The 15,653-nt window shown below is 72.8% G+C and carries 14 protein-coding genes and 1 pseudogene; 2 read left to right on the forward strand and 13 right to left on the reverse strand.

The annotated features are described in order from the left end of the window. Positions 1-413: carbohydrate-binding protein (locus IEZ31_RS56850; protein WP_373294694.1), on the reverse strand; the 413-nt coding region annotated here is incomplete at its 3' end. Positions 414-619: 206 nt separating this feature from the next. On the opposite strand from IEZ31_RS56850, the gene IEZ31_RS26690 reads away from it, so the two are divergent. Continuing rightward, positions 620-1,555, forward strand: a complete 936-nt coding sequence (locus IEZ31_RS26690) for a hypothetical protein (protein WP_190252731.1) — start codon at positions 620-622, stop codon at positions 1,553-1,555. A gap of 86 nt (positions 1,556-1,641) precedes the next feature. Next, positions 1,642-2,754, forward strand: a complete 1,113-nt coding sequence (locus IEZ31_RS26695; RefSeq protein ID WP_190252732.1) for a glycoside hydrolase family 130 protein — start codon at positions 1,642-1,644, stop codon at positions 2,752-2,754. Between the two features lie 261 nt (positions 2,755-3,015). Here the strand turns inward: IEZ31_RS26695 and IEZ31_RS26700 are convergent, their stop codons facing one another. From IEZ31_RS26700 to IEZ31_RS56860, 12 genes and pseudogenes are all read right to left on the reverse strand, one after another. Then, the gene (locus IEZ31_RS26700) at positions 3,016-4,209 is read right to left on the reverse strand and encodes a thiolase family protein (protein WP_190252733.1); all 1,194 of its coding nucleotides are present in this window, start codon (positions 4,207-4,209) and stop codon (positions 3,016-3,018) included. Continuing rightward, the gene (locus tag IEZ31_RS26705) at positions 4,206-5,126 is read right to left on the reverse strand and encodes an acyl-CoA dehydrogenase family protein (RefSeq protein ID WP_190252734.1); all 921 of its coding nucleotides are present in this window, start codon (positions 5,124-5,126) and stop codon (positions 4,206-4,208) included. The genes IEZ31_RS26700 and IEZ31_RS26705 overlap by 4 nt, the downstream gene beginning before the upstream one ends. Beyond that, the gene (locus tag IEZ31_RS26710) at positions 5,116-6,621 is read right to left on the reverse strand and encodes a class I adenylate-forming enzyme family protein (protein WP_190252735.1); all 1,506 of its coding nucleotides are present in this window, start codon (positions 6,619-6,621) and stop codon (positions 5,116-5,118) included. The genes IEZ31_RS26705 and IEZ31_RS26710 overlap by 11 nt, the downstream gene beginning before the upstream one ends. Further along, positions 6,618-7,724: an acyl-CoA dehydrogenase family protein gene (locus IEZ31_RS26715; RefSeq protein ID WP_190252736.1), complete on the reverse strand. Its 1,107-nt coding sequence runs from the start codon at positions 7,722-7,724 to the stop codon at positions 6,618-6,620. Before IEZ31_RS26715 ends, IEZ31_RS26710 begins: the two co-directional genes overlap by 4 nt. After that, a complete protein-coding gene (locus tag IEZ31_RS26720; RefSeq protein ID WP_190252737.1) occupies positions 7,721-8,530 on the reverse strand; it encodes an enoyl-CoA hydratase/isomerase family protein in 810 nt (269 codons plus the stop codon). The genes IEZ31_RS26715 and IEZ31_RS26720 overlap by 4 nt, the downstream gene beginning before the upstream one ends. Positions 8,531-8,536: 6 nt before the next feature. Next, complete coding sequence (locus IEZ31_RS26725; protein ID WP_190252738.1) at positions 8,537-9,679, reverse strand: CaiB/BaiF CoA transferase family protein; 1,143 nt, start codon at positions 9,677-9,679, stop codon at positions 8,537-8,539. A 26-nt stretch (positions 9,680-9,705) separates the two neighbouring features. Then, complete coding sequence (locus IEZ31_RS26730; RefSeq protein ID WP_190252739.1) at positions 9,706-10,845, reverse strand: acyl-CoA dehydrogenase family protein; 1,140 nt, start codon at positions 10,843-10,845, stop codon at positions 9,706-9,708. Between the two features lie 10 nt (positions 10,846-10,855). Next, positions 10,856-11,626, reverse strand: coding sequence for an SDR family NAD(P)-dependent oxidoreductase (locus tag IEZ31_RS26735; protein ID WP_190252740.1), 771 nt, complete (start codon positions 11,624-11,626; stop codon positions 10,856-10,858). Further along, positions 11,623-12,453, reverse strand: a complete 831-nt coding sequence (locus IEZ31_RS26740) for an IclR family transcriptional regulator (protein ID WP_190252741.1) — start codon at positions 12,451-12,453, stop codon at positions 11,623-11,625. Before IEZ31_RS26740 ends, IEZ31_RS26735 begins: the two co-directional genes overlap by 4 nt. Before the next feature lie 17 nt (positions 12,454-12,470). Beyond that, positions 12,471-13,697, reverse strand: a complete 1,227-nt coding sequence (locus tag IEZ31_RS26745) for an acyl-CoA dehydrogenase family protein (protein ID WP_190252742.1) — start codon at positions 13,695-13,697, stop codon at positions 12,471-12,473. After that, the gene (locus IEZ31_RS56855; protein ID WP_229835882.1) at positions 13,694-14,899 is read right to left on the reverse strand and encodes a thiolase family protein; all 1,206 of its coding nucleotides are present in this window, start codon (positions 14,897-14,899) and stop codon (positions 13,694-13,696) included. The genes IEZ31_RS26745 and IEZ31_RS56855 overlap by 4 nt, the downstream gene beginning before the upstream one ends. Then, positions 14,897-15,652: pseudogene (locus IEZ31_RS56860) on the reverse strand (NAD(P)-dependent oxidoreductase); the annotation flags it as partial. The gene IEZ31_RS56855 and the pseudogene IEZ31_RS56860, both read right to left, overlap by 3 nt. Between the last annotated feature and the right edge of the window lies 1 nt (position 15,653).

Genomic DNA, 15,653 nt, shown 5'->3' on the forward strand with positions numbered 1-15,653 from the left:
GCGGTGGTACCCGTGACCGTGGCGCGGACCGTGGCGCCCTCGTAGACGCGGTACCCCGTCACCGTACCGGTCGACGCGTTCCACGCCAGCGAGAAACTCGTGTTGGTGGTGGCCGTGACACGGAAGTTACCCGGCGCGGACGGCACGCCCGACGGCGTGGTCGGCGGGGGCGTGGTCGGGCCGCCGCCTCCGGTGCAGGTGCCGAGATCCTTCCACAGCGCCGGTGTGGTGGACGGGGTCCAGCCGGCGCCCGGATAGGCGGTGTGCGTCTGCAGGGCCTGGTAGGTGTGACCCTGGTACGTGACCTGGGTGCCGGCGGTGTACGTGTTGCCTTCCGCCCAGGCCGGGGCGGTGCAGGCGGCCTGGATGGCGGTGCTGCCCGCCTGCGCCTGGAGCGTGGGCACGAGAACCATGGTCGTCACGATGGCCAGTGCCGCGCCCGCTGCCAGGGCGATTGTGCGACGTCGAGATCTCATTGAACTCCTCACCATCGATGGATCGATGGTGAGGTACGCTATCAGTTAACATTATTAAATGTAAGAGTCGGCAACCTCAGGCACGCTGAAACACGAATCGGGCGACCGCGGGGCGGGCGACGGTGCGCGGCTATGATGCCGCGATGATCGATCTGGACGGTCTGCGGGCCGATGGCTCCTGGCAGCTCGCGTGGTCCGGCGACCGGCTCGACGAGGCCGTGTTCCGGCTGGCCCCGGACACCGCCGCCGCCCGTGGCGACCTCGTCGCCGGGCTCGGCACGGATTCGAGCGACCCGGAGCGGTGGGAGGCCGCGCTGATCGACACGCTGCTGGCCGATCCGGTCTCGGCCGGGCTGCGCCGGCTGGAGCTGCACCTCACCGACTTCCACCACAGTGCGCACCGCGCCGCGCGGGCGCTGGCCGCGCACCGCCGCGAACAGCTCACCAGCCTCTACTTCGGCCACGACTTCACGCACCTCTACGAGCACAGCCACACCTCGACCGGCGGCCGGATCGACCCGCTGGAGCGGCTGCACGAGGGATTCGCCGCCGAGGGGCACGCCGGGATGTGGGCGGCGTTGCCGGCGCTGCTGGAGCTGACCGCCGAGGGCGGCCTGCTGTTCGACGCCATCGACAGCGGCTCCCTGCGGCACCTGCGGCTGCGCGGGGCGCTGTTCGCCGACGGCAGCGTGTTCCCGGCCCGGGCGCCCGCGCTGGAGTCGCTGGAGCTGGAGATCCGCTCCGATGTGTTCGGCACCGCGTGCCCGGTCGAGCAGCTCGAGGAGCTCGACCCGGCCGGCCTGCCGGGCCTGCGCCGGCTCGACCTGGGGTGCTGCGAGTTCGACGCCGGTGACCTCGGCACGCTGCGCACGCTCGCCGAGGCCGCGATCCTGCCGCAGCTGGCGGCGCTGGTCCTGCCGGGGCTGCGGATCGAGGCGGACGAGTTCGACGGTGACCCGCTGGCGGAGCTGGCCGGGTTGGCCCCGGCGTTCGCACACCTGGAGCTGTCCGTGGCCGACGTTGTCGATGTCGAGGGCGTGGAGGATGCCGAGGTGACGCGTCTGTTCTCGTTGGAATGACCACTTCGACGAGTTGCGGGGCTGCCCGGTGAGGTCCCCCTCCAATGGTGACCCGGGACCGCCCTACGTGTGCGACGGTGAGCGCTGTGACGACGCGCCACGTACGCTTCGGCGACGCGACGACCGGCACGGTCTCGCTCGACCGGCCGGTCCTGCGTCACCCGGCCAATCCGATCCTCACCGCGCGGCAGGTCAACGCGGTCTGGCGCGAGCCGCACCTACAGGTGGTCACCGTGCACAACGCGGGCGCGGCGGCGCTCGCGGACCGGACCGCGCTGCTCTTCCGGTCGCACCTGCGCTGCGGGATCAGCGTGCTCGGCCTCGCCACCAGCGCCGACGGCGTCACGGACTGGACGGTGCACCCGCGGCCGGTGTTGTCGCCGGCGACCGAGCAGGACCAGCGCGTCGACGGCGTCGACTGGCAGCACCTCGTCGAGGTCGAGTCCGGCGGCGTCGAGGACGCCCGGATCAACCCCGTCGAGGACACGTTCGCGGTCACGTACAGCGCCTACCACGCCGGGATCCGCAATCGGGTCCGCGTGTCGCTCGCCCTCACCGACGATCTCACCACGTTCACCAGGCACGGCCCGATACTCGATCGCGACATGCGCAACGTGGTCGTGTTCCCGGAGCGGATCGGCGGGCGGTATGTCGGGCTGTTCCGGCCCAACGACGTCAGCCCGGGCGACACCGGCGGCGTGTACACGCAGGTCAGGATCGGATACGCGGACGACTTCCGGACCGGGCCGTGGGAGATCGCCGACGAGCCGGTGATGCGCACGGGCGCGGGACCGAGCGCCTTCTCCGACAAGATCGGGCCGGGCGCGCCGCCGGTGCGCACGCCGCACGGCTGGCTCAACGTCTTCCACGGCGTACGCACGACGATGGACGGCAATCCGTACGTGCTCGGCGTCGCCCTGCACGATCTCGACGACCCGAGCGTGGTGCGCATGTCGAGCATCCCGATCCTGTTCCCGTCGCGCGCCGACTGCCGGGTCCCCGACACCGACTACGTCCACGTGCCGAACGTGGTCTTCTCCTGCGGCCTCGTACGCGAGGCCGACGGCACGGTCGTCGTCTACTACGCCGGCAACGACACGGTCATGAACGTGGCCGTGACGCACGAGGACGTGCTGGCGGAGCTGTGCCTGCGCTACGGCCAGGATCCGCTGACCGGAAGGCTGCTTTACACCCTGTGACCGCGTCGAGGCACCTTGCCCGGCACCCACTGCCCGCCAAGTCATCGGTGACGTTCGGCCGGCGGGCCACTCAAGCACCACGCGAACAACGGGATCGTTTCCGGGCCCGAATCGCGAACGTGGTCGGCGTCGGCGTGCCGCCCTCGGCGAACCTTTCGAGGTGCTGTTCCTCATGCGCACCGGCCGCACCAGCAAGTTGGTCAAGACCGAGGTTCCGAAGCCCCGTCAGGGCGACCTTCGTGAGGAAGCCGTCCGCCGCAGTCACCGGACGGTGACGATGACCGACTCGGCCTCGCCGACGCCACCGCAGATGGTGACCAAGCCCCGCCCGCCACCCCGCCGGCGCAGCTCATTGATCACGGTCATCACCAGCCGGCCGCCCGTGGCGCCGGTGGGGTGGCCGACCGCGACGGCGCCGCCGTTGACGTTCGTCCGTTCGCGCAGCCGCCGCGCCTTGTCCCGGTCGCCGTCCGCCAGTACGAGCGTCGTCACCAGGGGTACGGCGGCGAATGCCTCGTTGACCTCGATCAGGTCGATGTCCGCGAGCGTCAGGCCGGCCCGGGCCAGCGCCCGCTGGGCCGCCCGCGCGGGCATCGACGCCAGCCGTTGCGGGTCGCCGGAGACCTGGGTGCAGGCGCCGACGGTGGCCAGGCCGGTGGTGCCGCGCCGGGTCGCCTCCCCCTCGCTGGCCAGCACCAGGGCCACCGCGCCGGTGCTCATGTTGGGCGCGTTGCCCGCCGTCACCGTGGCACTGCCGTAGACCGTGGGCAGCGCGGCCAGCTGCTGTGCCGTGGTGGCCGGCCGCGGTACCTCGTCGGCGGCCAACCGGACGGCGCGGCCGTTGCGGTCCGGCACGTCCACGGGCACGATCTCGTCGTCGAAGCAGCCGCGGGCCAGCGCGTCGGCGTAGCGTTGCTGGCTGCGCAGCGCCCAGTCGTCCTGTTCGGCGCGGTCGACGCCGTACTCGGTGGCTTCGGCGCCGGCCTGTACGGCCCTGGGCACCCCAGTGTGCGGGCAGGAGACGACGAGTTGGTCGGTGAGCACGATGTCACCGATCCGGTTGCCGAAGCGGGCCTCGTGCACGAAGTACGGCACCCGGCTCAGGTTCTCCACGGCACCGGCGACGCTCAGCGCGGTGTCGTCCAGCCGCAGTCCCCGGCTGGCCAGCGTGATCGCCGCGAGCGACGAGCAGCAGGCCCGGTCGACGGTGTACGCGACCTTCTCCTCGGGGATGCCGGCACGCAGCAGCACCTGCCGGGCCACCGAGCGCTCGGAGCCGGGGAAGTTCACCCCGAACGCCAACTCGTCGACGTCCGCGCCGGTCAGCCCGGCGCGGTGCAGCACGGCGCCCACCGGGATCGCCCCGAGCTCGGGCAAGGGCAGGTCACGCAGGGCGCCGCCGAAGCGGCCGAACGGGGTACGACCCGTGGCGAGGACGACAACGTCGCCGGTCATGGGGACTTCCTTTCGAAGACGTCGGCGGTCCACGCCGACCTGCGGTACGGGGCCAGCGCCTGGGTGCGCAGTTGGGCGATGCGCCGCCCGTACCAGGCCACGCCCCCCTCTTCGGTGAACGCCATCGCGCCGTACGCCTGGAAGGTGTGGTACGTGGCGGTACGTGCCGCGCGGGCGGCGGACAGGACGGCGGCACGGGCGGCACCGGCGGCGTCCGGCGCACCGTCGGCCAGCCGGGACGCGGCACGGCTGGTCAAGGCATGCGCGGCCGCCAGGCCGACGTCGGCCTCGGCGAGCGGGAACGCCACGCCCTGGAAGTCGCCCAGCGGCCGGCGGAACTGGTGGCGGGTGGCCACGTACCCGGCGGCGTCCCGAACCAGCCGGGTGCCGGCTCCGACGAGTTGCGCGGCAAGCGCCAGGTCACCGAGGGCGAGCGCGCCGCACTCGTCGGAGATGCGCCGGCGGGGCGCCAGCGGCAGCTCGGCCCACCGGTCACCGGTGAGCATCGGCACCGGCACCGCCTCGCCGACCGGCTCACATTCCCAGAGGCCGTCGTCGGTGAGCGCGAAGAACGCGGTGGCGCGGTGTCCCCAGGGCAGCGGACCGCCGGTGCCCACGGTGGCGATGCCGTTCGCCGGTGGTCCGCCGGCGGCGCGGGTCGCCAGGACGGTTTCCCAGAGCGGGCCGGGGCAGCCGAGCCCGCCCAGCTCCTCCATGACGGCGGCGATCTCGCGGGCCACCTCGGTGCCCTCGGACGCGAGGCCGAGGAACCCGATGTCGGCGAGGTCCTGCCAGGTCTGCTCGGGGAACCCGTCGCCCGGCAGGTGGCGCCAACCCTCCTCGTGGCGGCGGCACAGCGTACGCACTGCCTCCGCGAACTCCCGCGGCTGCTGGCCGTAGTCCACCTCAAGCGTCACGGGTGACCTCCCGCAGGGTACGTTTGTCCACCTTCATCGCCGGGGTCACCGGCAGCGCGTCGAGCACGTGGAACCGGCGGGGCACCTTGTACCCGGCCAGTGCGGCGCGGCAGTGTTCGCGCAGCGCGTCGGGATCCACGCCGGCGCCGGGGTGCGGTACGACGGCGGCCTCCACGCGTTCGCCCCACAGCGGGTCGTCCGCGCCGAACACCGCCACCTGGTGGACCTGCGGGTGCCGGGCGATCACGTTCTCGACCTCGATCGGGAAGACGTTCTCGCCGCCCGAGATGATCATGTCTTTGGCCCGGCCGGCCAGGTGGAGGAAGCCGTCCGCGTCGAGCCAGCCGAGGTCGCCGGAGCGGATCGCGCCGTCGACCACCGTGGTGCGGGTCTGTTCCGGCCGCGCCCAGTACCCGGACATCTGCCACGGCGTGCGGACCAGGACCTCCCCGACGCTGCCCCGTGGCACGTCCTGGCCGGTGTCGTCGACGATGCGGATCGACGCGCCCGGCACCGGGCGCCCCAGCCCCCGGTCGTCGCCGTCCTCCTGTTCCCAGGAGCGCACCCGGGCCGCCGCGCCGAACTCGGTGGCGCCGTACCCGGTGATCAGGTGGGCCCGGGGGAACGCGGCGCGCAGCCGGCCGGGGAAGTCGGGTGCGCTGGCGGTGGAGCCGAACAGCACCCGGCGGATCGAGGCGCCGTGCTCCGCGCCGAAGCCGGGATGGTCCAGCAGCCGTAGCAGTGCGGTGGGTGCGCCGAACAGCCGGGTGGGCCGGCCGGTGGCGAGCGCGTCGAGGACGGTGGCCTCGTCGAAGCGCGGCAGCAGCCAGGCGGTCCCGCCCGCGTACAGGGTCGCGAACACGACCGTGGCGATCGCGATGTGGAAGAACGGGGAGAAGTACAGCTCCACGTCGGTGCGCCGGATCTCCATCTGCGCCTGGCAGGACGCGGCGTACTGATACAGCGCCGAATGGGTCCAGGTGGCGCCCTTCGGCTCGCCGGTGGTGCCGCCGGTACCGATGATCATCGCGGCCGCCTCGTCCCGGAGCAAGGACGACGAGGAGGCGGGCGTCGCGACGGTCAGCGCCATCCGGTCGGTCAACGACCCGGCCGCGCCGGCCGCGGGCAGCGTGGCCAGGCCGCAGCCCAGCCGGGCCGCCAGCTCGGTGCCGGGTTCGGCGGCCAGCAGCAGGGCCGGCCCGAGCGGGGCCAGGAAGGCGTATGCCTCGGGTGGGGCGAGTCGGGTGTTCAGCGGTACCGCGACCGCCCCGGCGGCGACGACCCCGAACAGCGCGGCCAGATGCGGGGCGCCGGGAGCCAGCGCGGTGACCACCCGGTCGCCCGGGGCGACGCCGAGGGCGCGCAGCGCGGCGGCGTGCTCCTCGATCGCGGTCCACAGTTCCGCGTAGGTGTACTCGCCGGCCGGGTCGATCAGCGCCGGCGCGTTCGGCGCGTGCCGCGCGTGGTCGGCCAGCACCTCCAGGTACCCGGTCATCGCCGTCCTCCCAGCCCGAGCGCCTCGCGGGCCAGCACGCCCAGCATGATCTCCGAGGTGCCTCCGGCAATGGTCTCCATGAAGGTCTCGTGCCACAGGAAGCTCGGCGTGCCGGTGCCGGCGGCCCCGGCATCGCCGACGTCGAACGGCAGCCGCGCGATGCGTTGCAGGGTCCTGCTGCCCAGCAGCTTCGCCCGCGCCGCCTGCGCGGCACCGTCCTGGCCGGCCTCCAGGGCCGCGAGGGTGCTCATGGCGGCCGCCTCCACCTCGGCCACGCCGAGCGCGACGTCGGCGATGTCGGCGCGGATCCGGGCGTCGGCCGACCAGCCCCGCTCGACCGACCAGCGCAGCAGATCCTCGTAGTCGCGGCGGACCCGGCCGGGCAGCACCATCAGATGCCGCTCGACGGCCAGCGCGGCCCGGATCAGCCGCCACGCCTCGCCTTCGGCACCGATGCGGTTCTCCTGCGGCACGTACACGCCGTCGAGGCTCACCTCGTTGAGCCGGTGCCCGTCGATGGTGTGGATCGGCCGGATCTGCACCCCGGGTGCCGTGAGGTCGAGCATCAGCAGCGTGTGACCGTCGTCCGGGGTGCGGCACAGCAGCCACAGGTAGTCGGAGTTGTGCGCGTCGGAGGTCCACCGCTTCTCGCCGGTGACCCGGTAGCCGTCGCCGTCGCGTACCGCCCTTGTGCGCACCCCGGCCAGGTCGGAGCCGGCTTCCGGCTCCGAGTATCCCAACGCGAAGCTGATCTCACCCAGGCCGATGCCGGGCAGGAACCGCGCCCGCTGCTCGCCCGTGCCGTGGCCGATGATGGTCTTCGCGACGATCCCGGCGGCCAGGTCGGGGCGTACGGCGCGGGCGTAGGCCAGCTCGTCCCAGACGATGAACTCGGTCGAGGGCGGCGCGTCCTGCCCGTCCCACTCCCGCGGCCAGGCCAGCCGCAGCCAGCCGCGCCGGCCGAGCTCGCGGTACAGCTCGCGGCTGGCACCGCCGCGGCCGTGGAAGTACTGCATCGGGTCGCGGCTGTGCGCGTGGTCGGCCAGGAACGCCCGCACCTCGTCGCGCAGTCGCTCCTGCTCGGCGGTGAAGGCCCACCTCATGCCGGCACCTCGACGTTCCATTGTGGAGGACGTCGCTGCACGAAGGCGCGCGCACCCTCCAGGAAGTCGGGGTGGGTCCACTGCTGGCGGGCCAGTTCCCAGCCGTACTCCAGGGCCTCCTGGTGCGGCCGTTCGGCGGCCCCCCAGATCGCCTGCTTCGAGCGCGACACCGCACTCGGGGAGTTGGCGGCGATGGCCACGGCCAGCTCCCATGCGGTGTCCATCAGGCCGGCTGCCGGCACCAGCTCGTCGACCAGGCCCAGCTGGTAGGCGCGTGCCGCGTCGAGCCGGAAACCCTTGCCCGTCAACGTCATCCGCAGCACGGTACCCAGCGGCAGCCGGCGGGCCAGGCCGATGTTCTCCACCGCACCGACCTGCCCGACGCTGACATGGGTGTCCATGAACTGGGCGTGGTCGGCGGCCACGACGACGTCCGCGTCCGCGACGAAGTGCAGCCCGCCCCCGGCGACCAGCCCGTTCACGGCGCAGATGACGGGCTTCCACACCTGGTTCTGCAACGGTGACCAGACGATGTCCTCGGCCACCGTGCCCTGGCCGGACGTCGTCGTGCCGGTGTCGGCCACCTCGCGGACGTCGGCGCCGGTGCAGAAGTGCCGGTCCCCGGTGCCGGTGACGATGACCACCCGTACCGACGGATCGTCACGCACCTTCGCCCACAGCTCGCGCAGCCGGGGCCGCATCCGCCGGGACAGTGCGTTGCCCACGTCCGGCCGGTTGAGCCGGATGGTGGCGATGCCGTCGCGCTCGTCGTACTCGATGCCCTCGTTCGTCACACCGTTCGTCATGCCGGCCTAGCCCACGATCCGGTCGGCACGCAGCCGTCCGATGTCCACTGTGGATAGCCCGAGCTCGCCGAGCAGTTCGTCGGTGTGCCGGCTGTAGCCGACCGGCGGGCCCGGCGGGACCGGCGCGGTCCGGGAGAACCGCGGCGCGGGTGCCGGCTGGGGCGCACCCTCGACCGGGACCAGGGTGCGCCGGGCGGCCAGGTGCGGGTGCGCGGCGGCCTCGGCCATCGACAGCACCGGCGTGACGCAGGCGTCGGTACCGTCGAAGGCCGCCGTCCACTCGTCCCGGGTGCGGGTGGCGAAGATCCGGGCGAACGCGGCGGCCTGGGCCGGCCAGCGCTCCCGGTCGTGCTGTGGAAAGTCGTCGGCGGCCAGCTCGAGCCCGGACAGCAGCTGCGCGTAGAACTGCGGCTCGATCGCGCCGACCGCCATGAAGCCGCCGTCGCTGGTGCGGTACGTGCGGTAGAACGGGGCACCGCCGTCGAGCACGTTGCTCTCCCGCCGGTCCGACCAGGTGCCGGCGGCCAGCATCCCGTGGAACATCGCGGTCAGCGAGACCGCGCCGTCCACCATGGCCGCGTCGATGACCTGCCCGGTCCCGGAGAGCTCCCGTTCGCGCAGGGCGCACGCGATACCGAAGGCCAGGTACAGCGCTCCCCCGCCGAAGTCGCCGATCAGGTTCAACGGCACCGGCGGTGGCAGCTCGGCCGGCCCCATCGGATGCAGCGCGCCGGCGATCCCGATGTAGTTGATGTCGTGCCCGGCGCGCTGGGCCAGCGGCCCGTCCTGCCCCCACCCGGTCATCCGCGCGTAGATCAGCCCCGGATTGCGGTCCAGGCAGGGTTGCGGGCCGGCACCCAGCCGCTCCATCACGCCGGGCCGCATCCCCTCCATCAGCACGTCGGCGCCCGCCACGAGGCGCAGCAACAGGTCCACGCCCTCGGACCGCTTGAGGTCCAGTGCCACGGTGCGCCGGTGCCGGTGCCGCGGATCCGTCTCGGCGCTCGCTCCCGCGCCCGGCGCGGGAGCGCCCACCCGGTCGACCCGGATCACCTCGGCACCCATGTCGGCCAGCAGCATCCCGGCGAACGGCACCGGGCCCAGCGCCGCCACCTCGATGACCCGTACCCCGTGCAGCGGCCCGGACATGACGTCTCCCTCTTCGTGTGCTGTGTTCATCGCAGTGCTGACACCCCGAGCAGGTGCTTGCCCAGGTGCAGGATCTGGATCTGGCTGGTGCCCTCGGGGATGGTCGCCTCCCGCGCGTCGCGGAAGTAGCGCTCCACCGGGGACTCCTCCATCAGCCCGGCCCCGCCGTGCACCTGCAACGCCAGCGTGGCCGCCTGACCGGCAGCCTCGCCGCAGTAGTACTTGGCCATCGAGCACTCGTACCGGCCCGGCAGCCCGGCGTCGAGCGTGCGGGCTGCCTGATAGCCCAGCAGCCGGGCCGTCTCGGTGAGTGTGGCGACCTGCACCACCATCTCCTGCACCAGTTGGAATCCGGCGATCGGGCGGCCGAACTGTTCCCGGGTGCGGGCGAAGCTCACACAGGACTCCAGGCAGGCCTGGGCCAGCCCGACCGCGCCCATGGCCATGTTCAACCGGCCCAGGTTGACGCCGGCCATCGCCAGGGCCAGCCCGCGGCCCAACTCGCCGAGCAGGTTGGCCGCCGGTACCCGGGTCTGGTCGAAGACCAGTTCGCAGCTGGTCGTGGCCCGCAGCGGCATGTGCGGGATGTCGTAGGCCTGGTACTGCGACTCCGTCCGGTCGACCAGGAACGCGCTGACCTCGCCGGTGTCCGGCACACGGGCCAGCACGACCCCGAAGTCGCCGGCCAGGGCGTTGGTGATGTACAGCTTCCGCCCGTTGATGACGTAGTCATCCCCGTCACGCCGGGCTGTCGTGCGCAGCGCCCCGGCGTCGGAGCCCGCGTCGGGTTCGGTGAGCGCGAACCAGCCGAACCGCTGCCCGGCCAGCAGCGGCCGCAGGAACCGCTCCTTCTGCTCCGGCGTGCCGGCCGTGCTCAGCACCCGGGCCAGCATGCTCTGCACGTTGAGCGTGGTGCGCAGCGAACCCCAGCAGCGGCCCGCCTCCTGCATCAGCAGCGCCAGCACCATGTGGCTGGCACCGTCGCCGCCGTCGGCCACCGGTACCACGCCGCGCACGTACCCGAACTCGTACAGCTCGACCAGCCGATGCCAGGGGAAGGTACGTGCCCGTTCGTGCTCGGTCACGATCGGCGCGATCTTCGCGTCGAGGTACGAGCGCACACTGTCGCGCAGCAGCCGCTCGTCCTCGTTCAGCAGGACGTCCATGGCCGCCGCCTCAGCTGAACCGGCCGCCGGTGACGTGCAGCACGTCCCCGGTGACGAACGAGGCGGCCGGCGAGGCGAGGTACAGCGCGGCGGCGGAGATGTCCTCGGGGGTGCCGAGGCGGCGGATCGAGTTGGCGCGCTGCGCCCGTTCCGCGATGGCGTCGAACTTCGGGTGCCGGCGGACGGTCTCGGTGGCGACCAGGCCGGGGGCGATCGCGTTGACCGTGATGTTGTACCGGCCGAGTTCCTTGGCCAGGGTACGGGTCAGGCCGACGATGCCGGCCTTGGCCGCGGCGTAGTTCGCCTGCCCCGGGTTGCCCAGGTAGGCGCGGGAGCTGATGTTGATGATCCGTCCATAGCCGCGCTCGATCATGCCCGGCGCCACGGCCCGGCTGCACGCGAAGGTGCCGTACAGGCACACGTTGAGCACCTGGTGCCAGTCGTCGTCGCTCATGGACACCAGCGGCCGGTCCACCGGGAAGCCGGCGTTGTTGACCAGGATGTCGATGCGGCCGTGGCGCTCGTTCACCTCGGCGGCCATCGCGTCGATGCTCTGCCGGGACGTCACATCGAGCACGTGCGGATGTGCGTCGATGCCATCCGCGGCGAACTGCTCGGCACCGCGGGCGGCGGGTTCGGCGGCGATGTCGGCGACGATCACGATGGCGCCGGCCAGCCCGAGTTCCCGGCCGATGGCCAGGCCCAGCCCGCCCGCTCCACCGGTGACCACGGCCACCTGACCGCGGAGCGACTGTGTTGAAACCGAGGCCGTAGCCGTCATGTGCGGTACTCCCTGTCCTTCAGAGGTTGGTGGCCGGCCCAGGACTCGTCCTGACCGACGAGTTCGGTGCGACCGGCGAGCATCTTCGTGATCCGCTCGCAGCATTCGCGCAGCAGTCGCCCGTACAGCGCGGATCGTTGTTCGTCCATCTCACTCGTGAAACCCACGGCGGCGGCGACCAGCCGGATCCGCCCGTCCGGCCCGAAGACCGGCGCGGCGACGGTGCTGACGCCCAGCGCGTAACCCTCGTGGTCGACCGCGAAGCCCTGCTCGCGCACGCGTTCCAGATCGCGCAGGAAGATCTCCTTGCGCGTGACGCTCTTGCTGGTGAACAGTTGCAGCCCGGTGGCCAGCGCGGCGTTGACCTGCGAGGGCTGGTCGTAGGCGAGGAAGACCCGGCCGAACGAGCCGCCCTGGATCGGCACCGGCGTGCCGACCTGCAGGGTGATGCGGACCCGGTGCGGGCGTTCCAGCTTGTCGACCAGGATGATCTCGGTCAGGCTGATCCGCCGGTACAGCACGATCGTCACGTTCATCTGTTCCAGCAGTTCGGCCAGGCTGCGCTTGGCGATGCTGACGTCGTTCATCTGGTTGGCCGCGGCGGCACCGAGCTCGACCAGGGCCGGGCCGAGCTGGTAGCGCTGCCCGGCGTCGTCGTACTGCACGAGGTTCTCGGCCAGCAGGGTGCGCAGGATGTAGTAGGTGGTGCTCTTGTTCATCCCGGTGGCTTCCACCGTCTGCGCCAGCGACATCGAGTCCGACGCGGCGAGCAGCCTCAGCACCCGTACGGCCCGTTCGATGGCGGGGACTCGGTACTCCTCGGACATGGCACCATCACCTCGACTCATCCGCTCACCTCGCCATTGGCCAGACGCCGTGAGATGAGCCGCTTGAGTATCTCCGACGAGCCGTCCGCGATCCGTACCGTCCGCATGCTCTGCCACGCCTTCGCGAGTCCCACCTCGGTCGTGATGCCCATCCCGCCGAGCGTCTGCATGGCCCGGTCGATGACATCGGTGGCCATCTCGGTGGCGAACAGCTTGGCCATCGCCACCTCGGTCAGGGCGGGCCGCCCGGCGTCGACCAGTCCGGCGGCGTGCAACCCCATCAGGTGCGCCGCGTGGATCCGGGTGGCGGCATCGGCCAGCGGGAACGAGATGCCCTGGTTGTCGAACAGCCGGGTACCGAACGTCTCCCGCCCGGTGGCGAACTCGACCGCCAGGCCCAGCGCCCAGCGGGCCAACCCGACGCCCTTCGCCGTGTTGTACAGCCGGCCGGTGGCGATGCCGTCCAACCCGAGCGACAGCCCGCCGCCCGGCTCGCCGAACAGCTGCCAGTCCTCGACGCGCACGTCGTCCATCGACAGGATGGCATGCTCGCCGCCCATCTGGCCGTACAGGCCGATGACGCTGTCCACCCGGAACCCCGGCGCGTCGGTCGGCACCAGGAAGGCCGAGATGCCGCCCGCCCGGGCCCGCACCCTTTCGGGGTCGGTGACCGCGAAGACGAGGGCCAGGTCGGCATGCGGACCGTTGGAGATCCACTGCTTGACGCCGGTGAGCCGCCAGCCGCCCGCCTCGGGTACCGCCCGGGTCGACATCTGCCACACGTCCGAGCCGGCACCCGGCTCGGACATCGCGAAGCACATGGTCTGCTCGCCGGACAGGAGGGGGCCGAGGAACGTGTCGCGCAGCCGTTGCCCGGCGCGGGCGAACACCACGCTCGGTCCGGTCGCCCAGTGCGCCACCACCTCGCTGCCCAGCCAGCCGGCGCTGCCGCAGAGCCGGTTGATGAGCTCCCACGCCGCGTACATGGTGACCGCGCCCTGCCCACCGCCGCCGAGCTCCTCGGGAACGCACATCGTGTAGTACCCGGCGCGGGACGAGGCCATCCGGACCGCGCGGCGGTGCTCCTCGACCGCGGCGACGTGCCGGCCGTCCGGCCCGTACCGCTGGCGCGGGTCGGACAGCAGCGCACCGGCGTCGCGGTGGCGGGCGAGCACCTCGGCGTCGAGGAAGTCGCGCAGCCCGTCCAGAATCTCCCGGGTCTGCGCCGGCAGCAGTTCGCTCATGCCTCACCCATCCGTTCGTAGAGCGTCGCGGTGGCCATCCCGTATCCGGTGCACATGACCTGCAACCCGTAGCGACCGCCCCGGCGGCGCAGCTCGTACAGCAGGGTGGTGGCCAGCCGGGCGCCTGAGCACCCGGTGGGGTGGCCCAGCGCGATGGCGCCACCGTTGACGTTGAGCCGGTCGGGATCGGCGCCGGTCTCCCGCAGCCAGGCCAGCGGGACGCTGGCGAACGCCTCGTTGACCTCGTACAGGTCGATGTCGGCGAGGGTGAGTCCGGTGCGCTCCAGGATGCGCTGGGTCACCGGGATGACGCCGTGCAGCATCAGGTCGGGTTCCACGCCGACCACCTCGGTGGCCACGATCCGGGCCAGCGGTTCCAGGCCGTGCCGTTGCGCCTCGGCGCGGTCGCAGACCAGCACGGCCGCCGCGCCGTCGGTGAGCTGGCTGGAGTTGCCGGCGTGGTGCACGCCGCCCGCGCCGAAGGCGGGCTCCAGCGTGGCCAGGGCCGCCAGCGAGGTGTCCGGCCGGATGCCCTCGTCGCGCTCGATGAGCCAGCCGGCGTCGGGCAACTCGCCGGCGAGCAGCGCGGCGGTGAGGTCGGCGGGCACCGGCACGCACTCGTCGGCGAACCGGCCGTCCCGCCAGGCGGCCTCGGCGTTGCGGTGGCTGGCCAAGGCGAAGGCGTCCAGCTCGGCCCGGTCCAGGTGCCAGCGGGCGGCGATCCGGTCCGCCGCCACGCCCTGGTCGACCAGCGCGTACCGGCCCGTGACCGCGGCGGGTGGCGTAACGCCCGCCGCATCGGCGCCCAGCGGTACCCGGGACATCGACTCGACGCCGGCGGCGATCACCATCCGCTGCTGACCGCTCAGCACCGCGTGCGCGGCGAAGTGCAGCGCCTGCTGGCTGGAGCCGCACATCCGGTTGACCGTCACGCCGGGCACCGTGACCGGCAGGCCGGCGGCCAGCGCGGCCACCCGGGCGATGTTGCGGCCCTGCTCACCGACGGCATTGACGCATCCGGCGATCACGTCGTCCACCGCGTCCGGTGCGATGCCGGCCCGCTGGACGAGCCGGCGCAGGGTGTAGGCCAGCAGCTCGTCCGGGCGTACCGTGCTCAGCGCGCGCCGGCGACGGCCCAGCGGGGTCCGCAGCGCCGCCACCACCACCGCCTCCCGCGGGGGGCCGGCGGCGAGGCGGGTCAGCGGGATGTCCGCGCCGTCGCCGGCCAGCGCAACGGCGGCGCGCAGGTCCTTGGCGACCATGCCGGGCGGCAGTACCTCGCGGATCTGGCGGCGGTAGTAGGCGAAGTTGCCGGTCAACCAGGACCGCGCGGTGCCGGAGTCCAGCACCTCCAGCAGCTCCGCCTCGCCGACACCCGCGTCGCCGCCCACGGCCAGGGCCTCTTCCAGCACCTGGAACCCGACGTGCAGCGCGAGGTTGTTGGCCAGCTTCGCGGCCAGTCCGGCGCCGACCGGCCCGACGTGGTGGATCCGGCTGCCCAGGGCGTCGAGGACCGGGCGGACGCGGGCCAACTCGTCCGGGTCGCCGCCGACCATCAGGGTGAGCTCGCCGCGTCGCGCCAGGGCGTCGCCGCCGGCGACCGCCACGTCCAGCAGTGCCACCCCGGCCGCGCCCGCCTGGGCCGCGACGTCTCGCACAGTGCCCGGCGAGATGGTGCTGTGCACCAGGATGGTGCCGCCGGGGCGCATCCCGGCCAGCAGGCCGGTCACCACGTCGCGGACCTGGCCGTCGTCGTACACCGCGACGCCCACCACCGTGGCGGCGGCGCCCAGCTCGGCCAGCGAGGCCGCGACCCGGGCACCGGGCACCCCGGCGGCGGCCGACGCGTTCACGTCGTACACGACCACCGGGAACGCAGCCGCGAGCGTGCCGGCCATCGGCTGGCCGATGTTGCCCAGCCCCACGAAACCGACCACCACGGTACCGTCGGTCACG

The sequence above is a fragment of the Dactylosporangium sucinum genome, assembly GCF_014647515.1.
Taxonomy (GTDB): domain Bacteria; phylum Actinomycetota; class Actinomycetes; order Mycobacteriales; family Micromonosporaceae; genus Dactylosporangium; species Dactylosporangium sucinum.

Coding starts and splice junctions, on each gene's coding strand:
- IEZ31_RS26740 (WP_190252741.1), bottom strand. CDS start 12,453: ATGTCCGAGGAGTACCGAGTCCCCGCCATCGAACGGGCCGTACGGGTG.
- IEZ31_RS26690 (WP_190252731.1), top strand. CDS start 620: ATGATCGATCTGGACGGTCTGCGGGCCGATGGCTCCTGGCAGCTCGCG.
- IEZ31_RS26710 (WP_190252735.1), bottom strand. CDS start 6,621: ATGACCGGGTACCTGGAGGTGCTGGCCGACCACGCGCGGCACGCGCCG.
- IEZ31_RS26745 (WP_190252742.1), bottom strand. CDS start 13,697: ATGAGCGAACTGCTGCCGGCGCAGACCCGGGAGATTCTGGACGGGCTG.
- IEZ31_RS26700 (WP_190252733.1), bottom strand. CDS start 4,209: ATGACCGGCGACGTTGTCGTCCTCGCCACGGGTCGTACCCCGTTCGGC.
- IEZ31_RS26725 (WP_190252738.1), bottom strand. CDS start 9,679: ATGTCCGGGCCGCTGCACGGGGTACGGGTCATCGAGGTGGCGGCGCTG.
- IEZ31_RS26730 (WP_190252739.1), bottom strand. CDS start 10,845: ATGGACGTCCTGCTGAACGAGGACGAGCGGCTGCTGCGCGACAGTGTG.
- IEZ31_RS26720 (WP_190252737.1), bottom strand. CDS start 8,530: ATGACGAACGGTGTGACGAACGAGGGCATCGAGTACGACGAGCGCGAC.
- IEZ31_RS26715 (WP_190252736.1), bottom strand. CDS start 7,724: ATGAGGTGGGCCTTCACCGCCGAGCAGGAGCGACTGCGCGACGAGGTG.
- IEZ31_RS26735 (WP_190252740.1), bottom strand. CDS start 11,626: ATGACGGCTACGGCCTCGGTTTCAACACAGTCGCTCCGCGGTCAGGTG.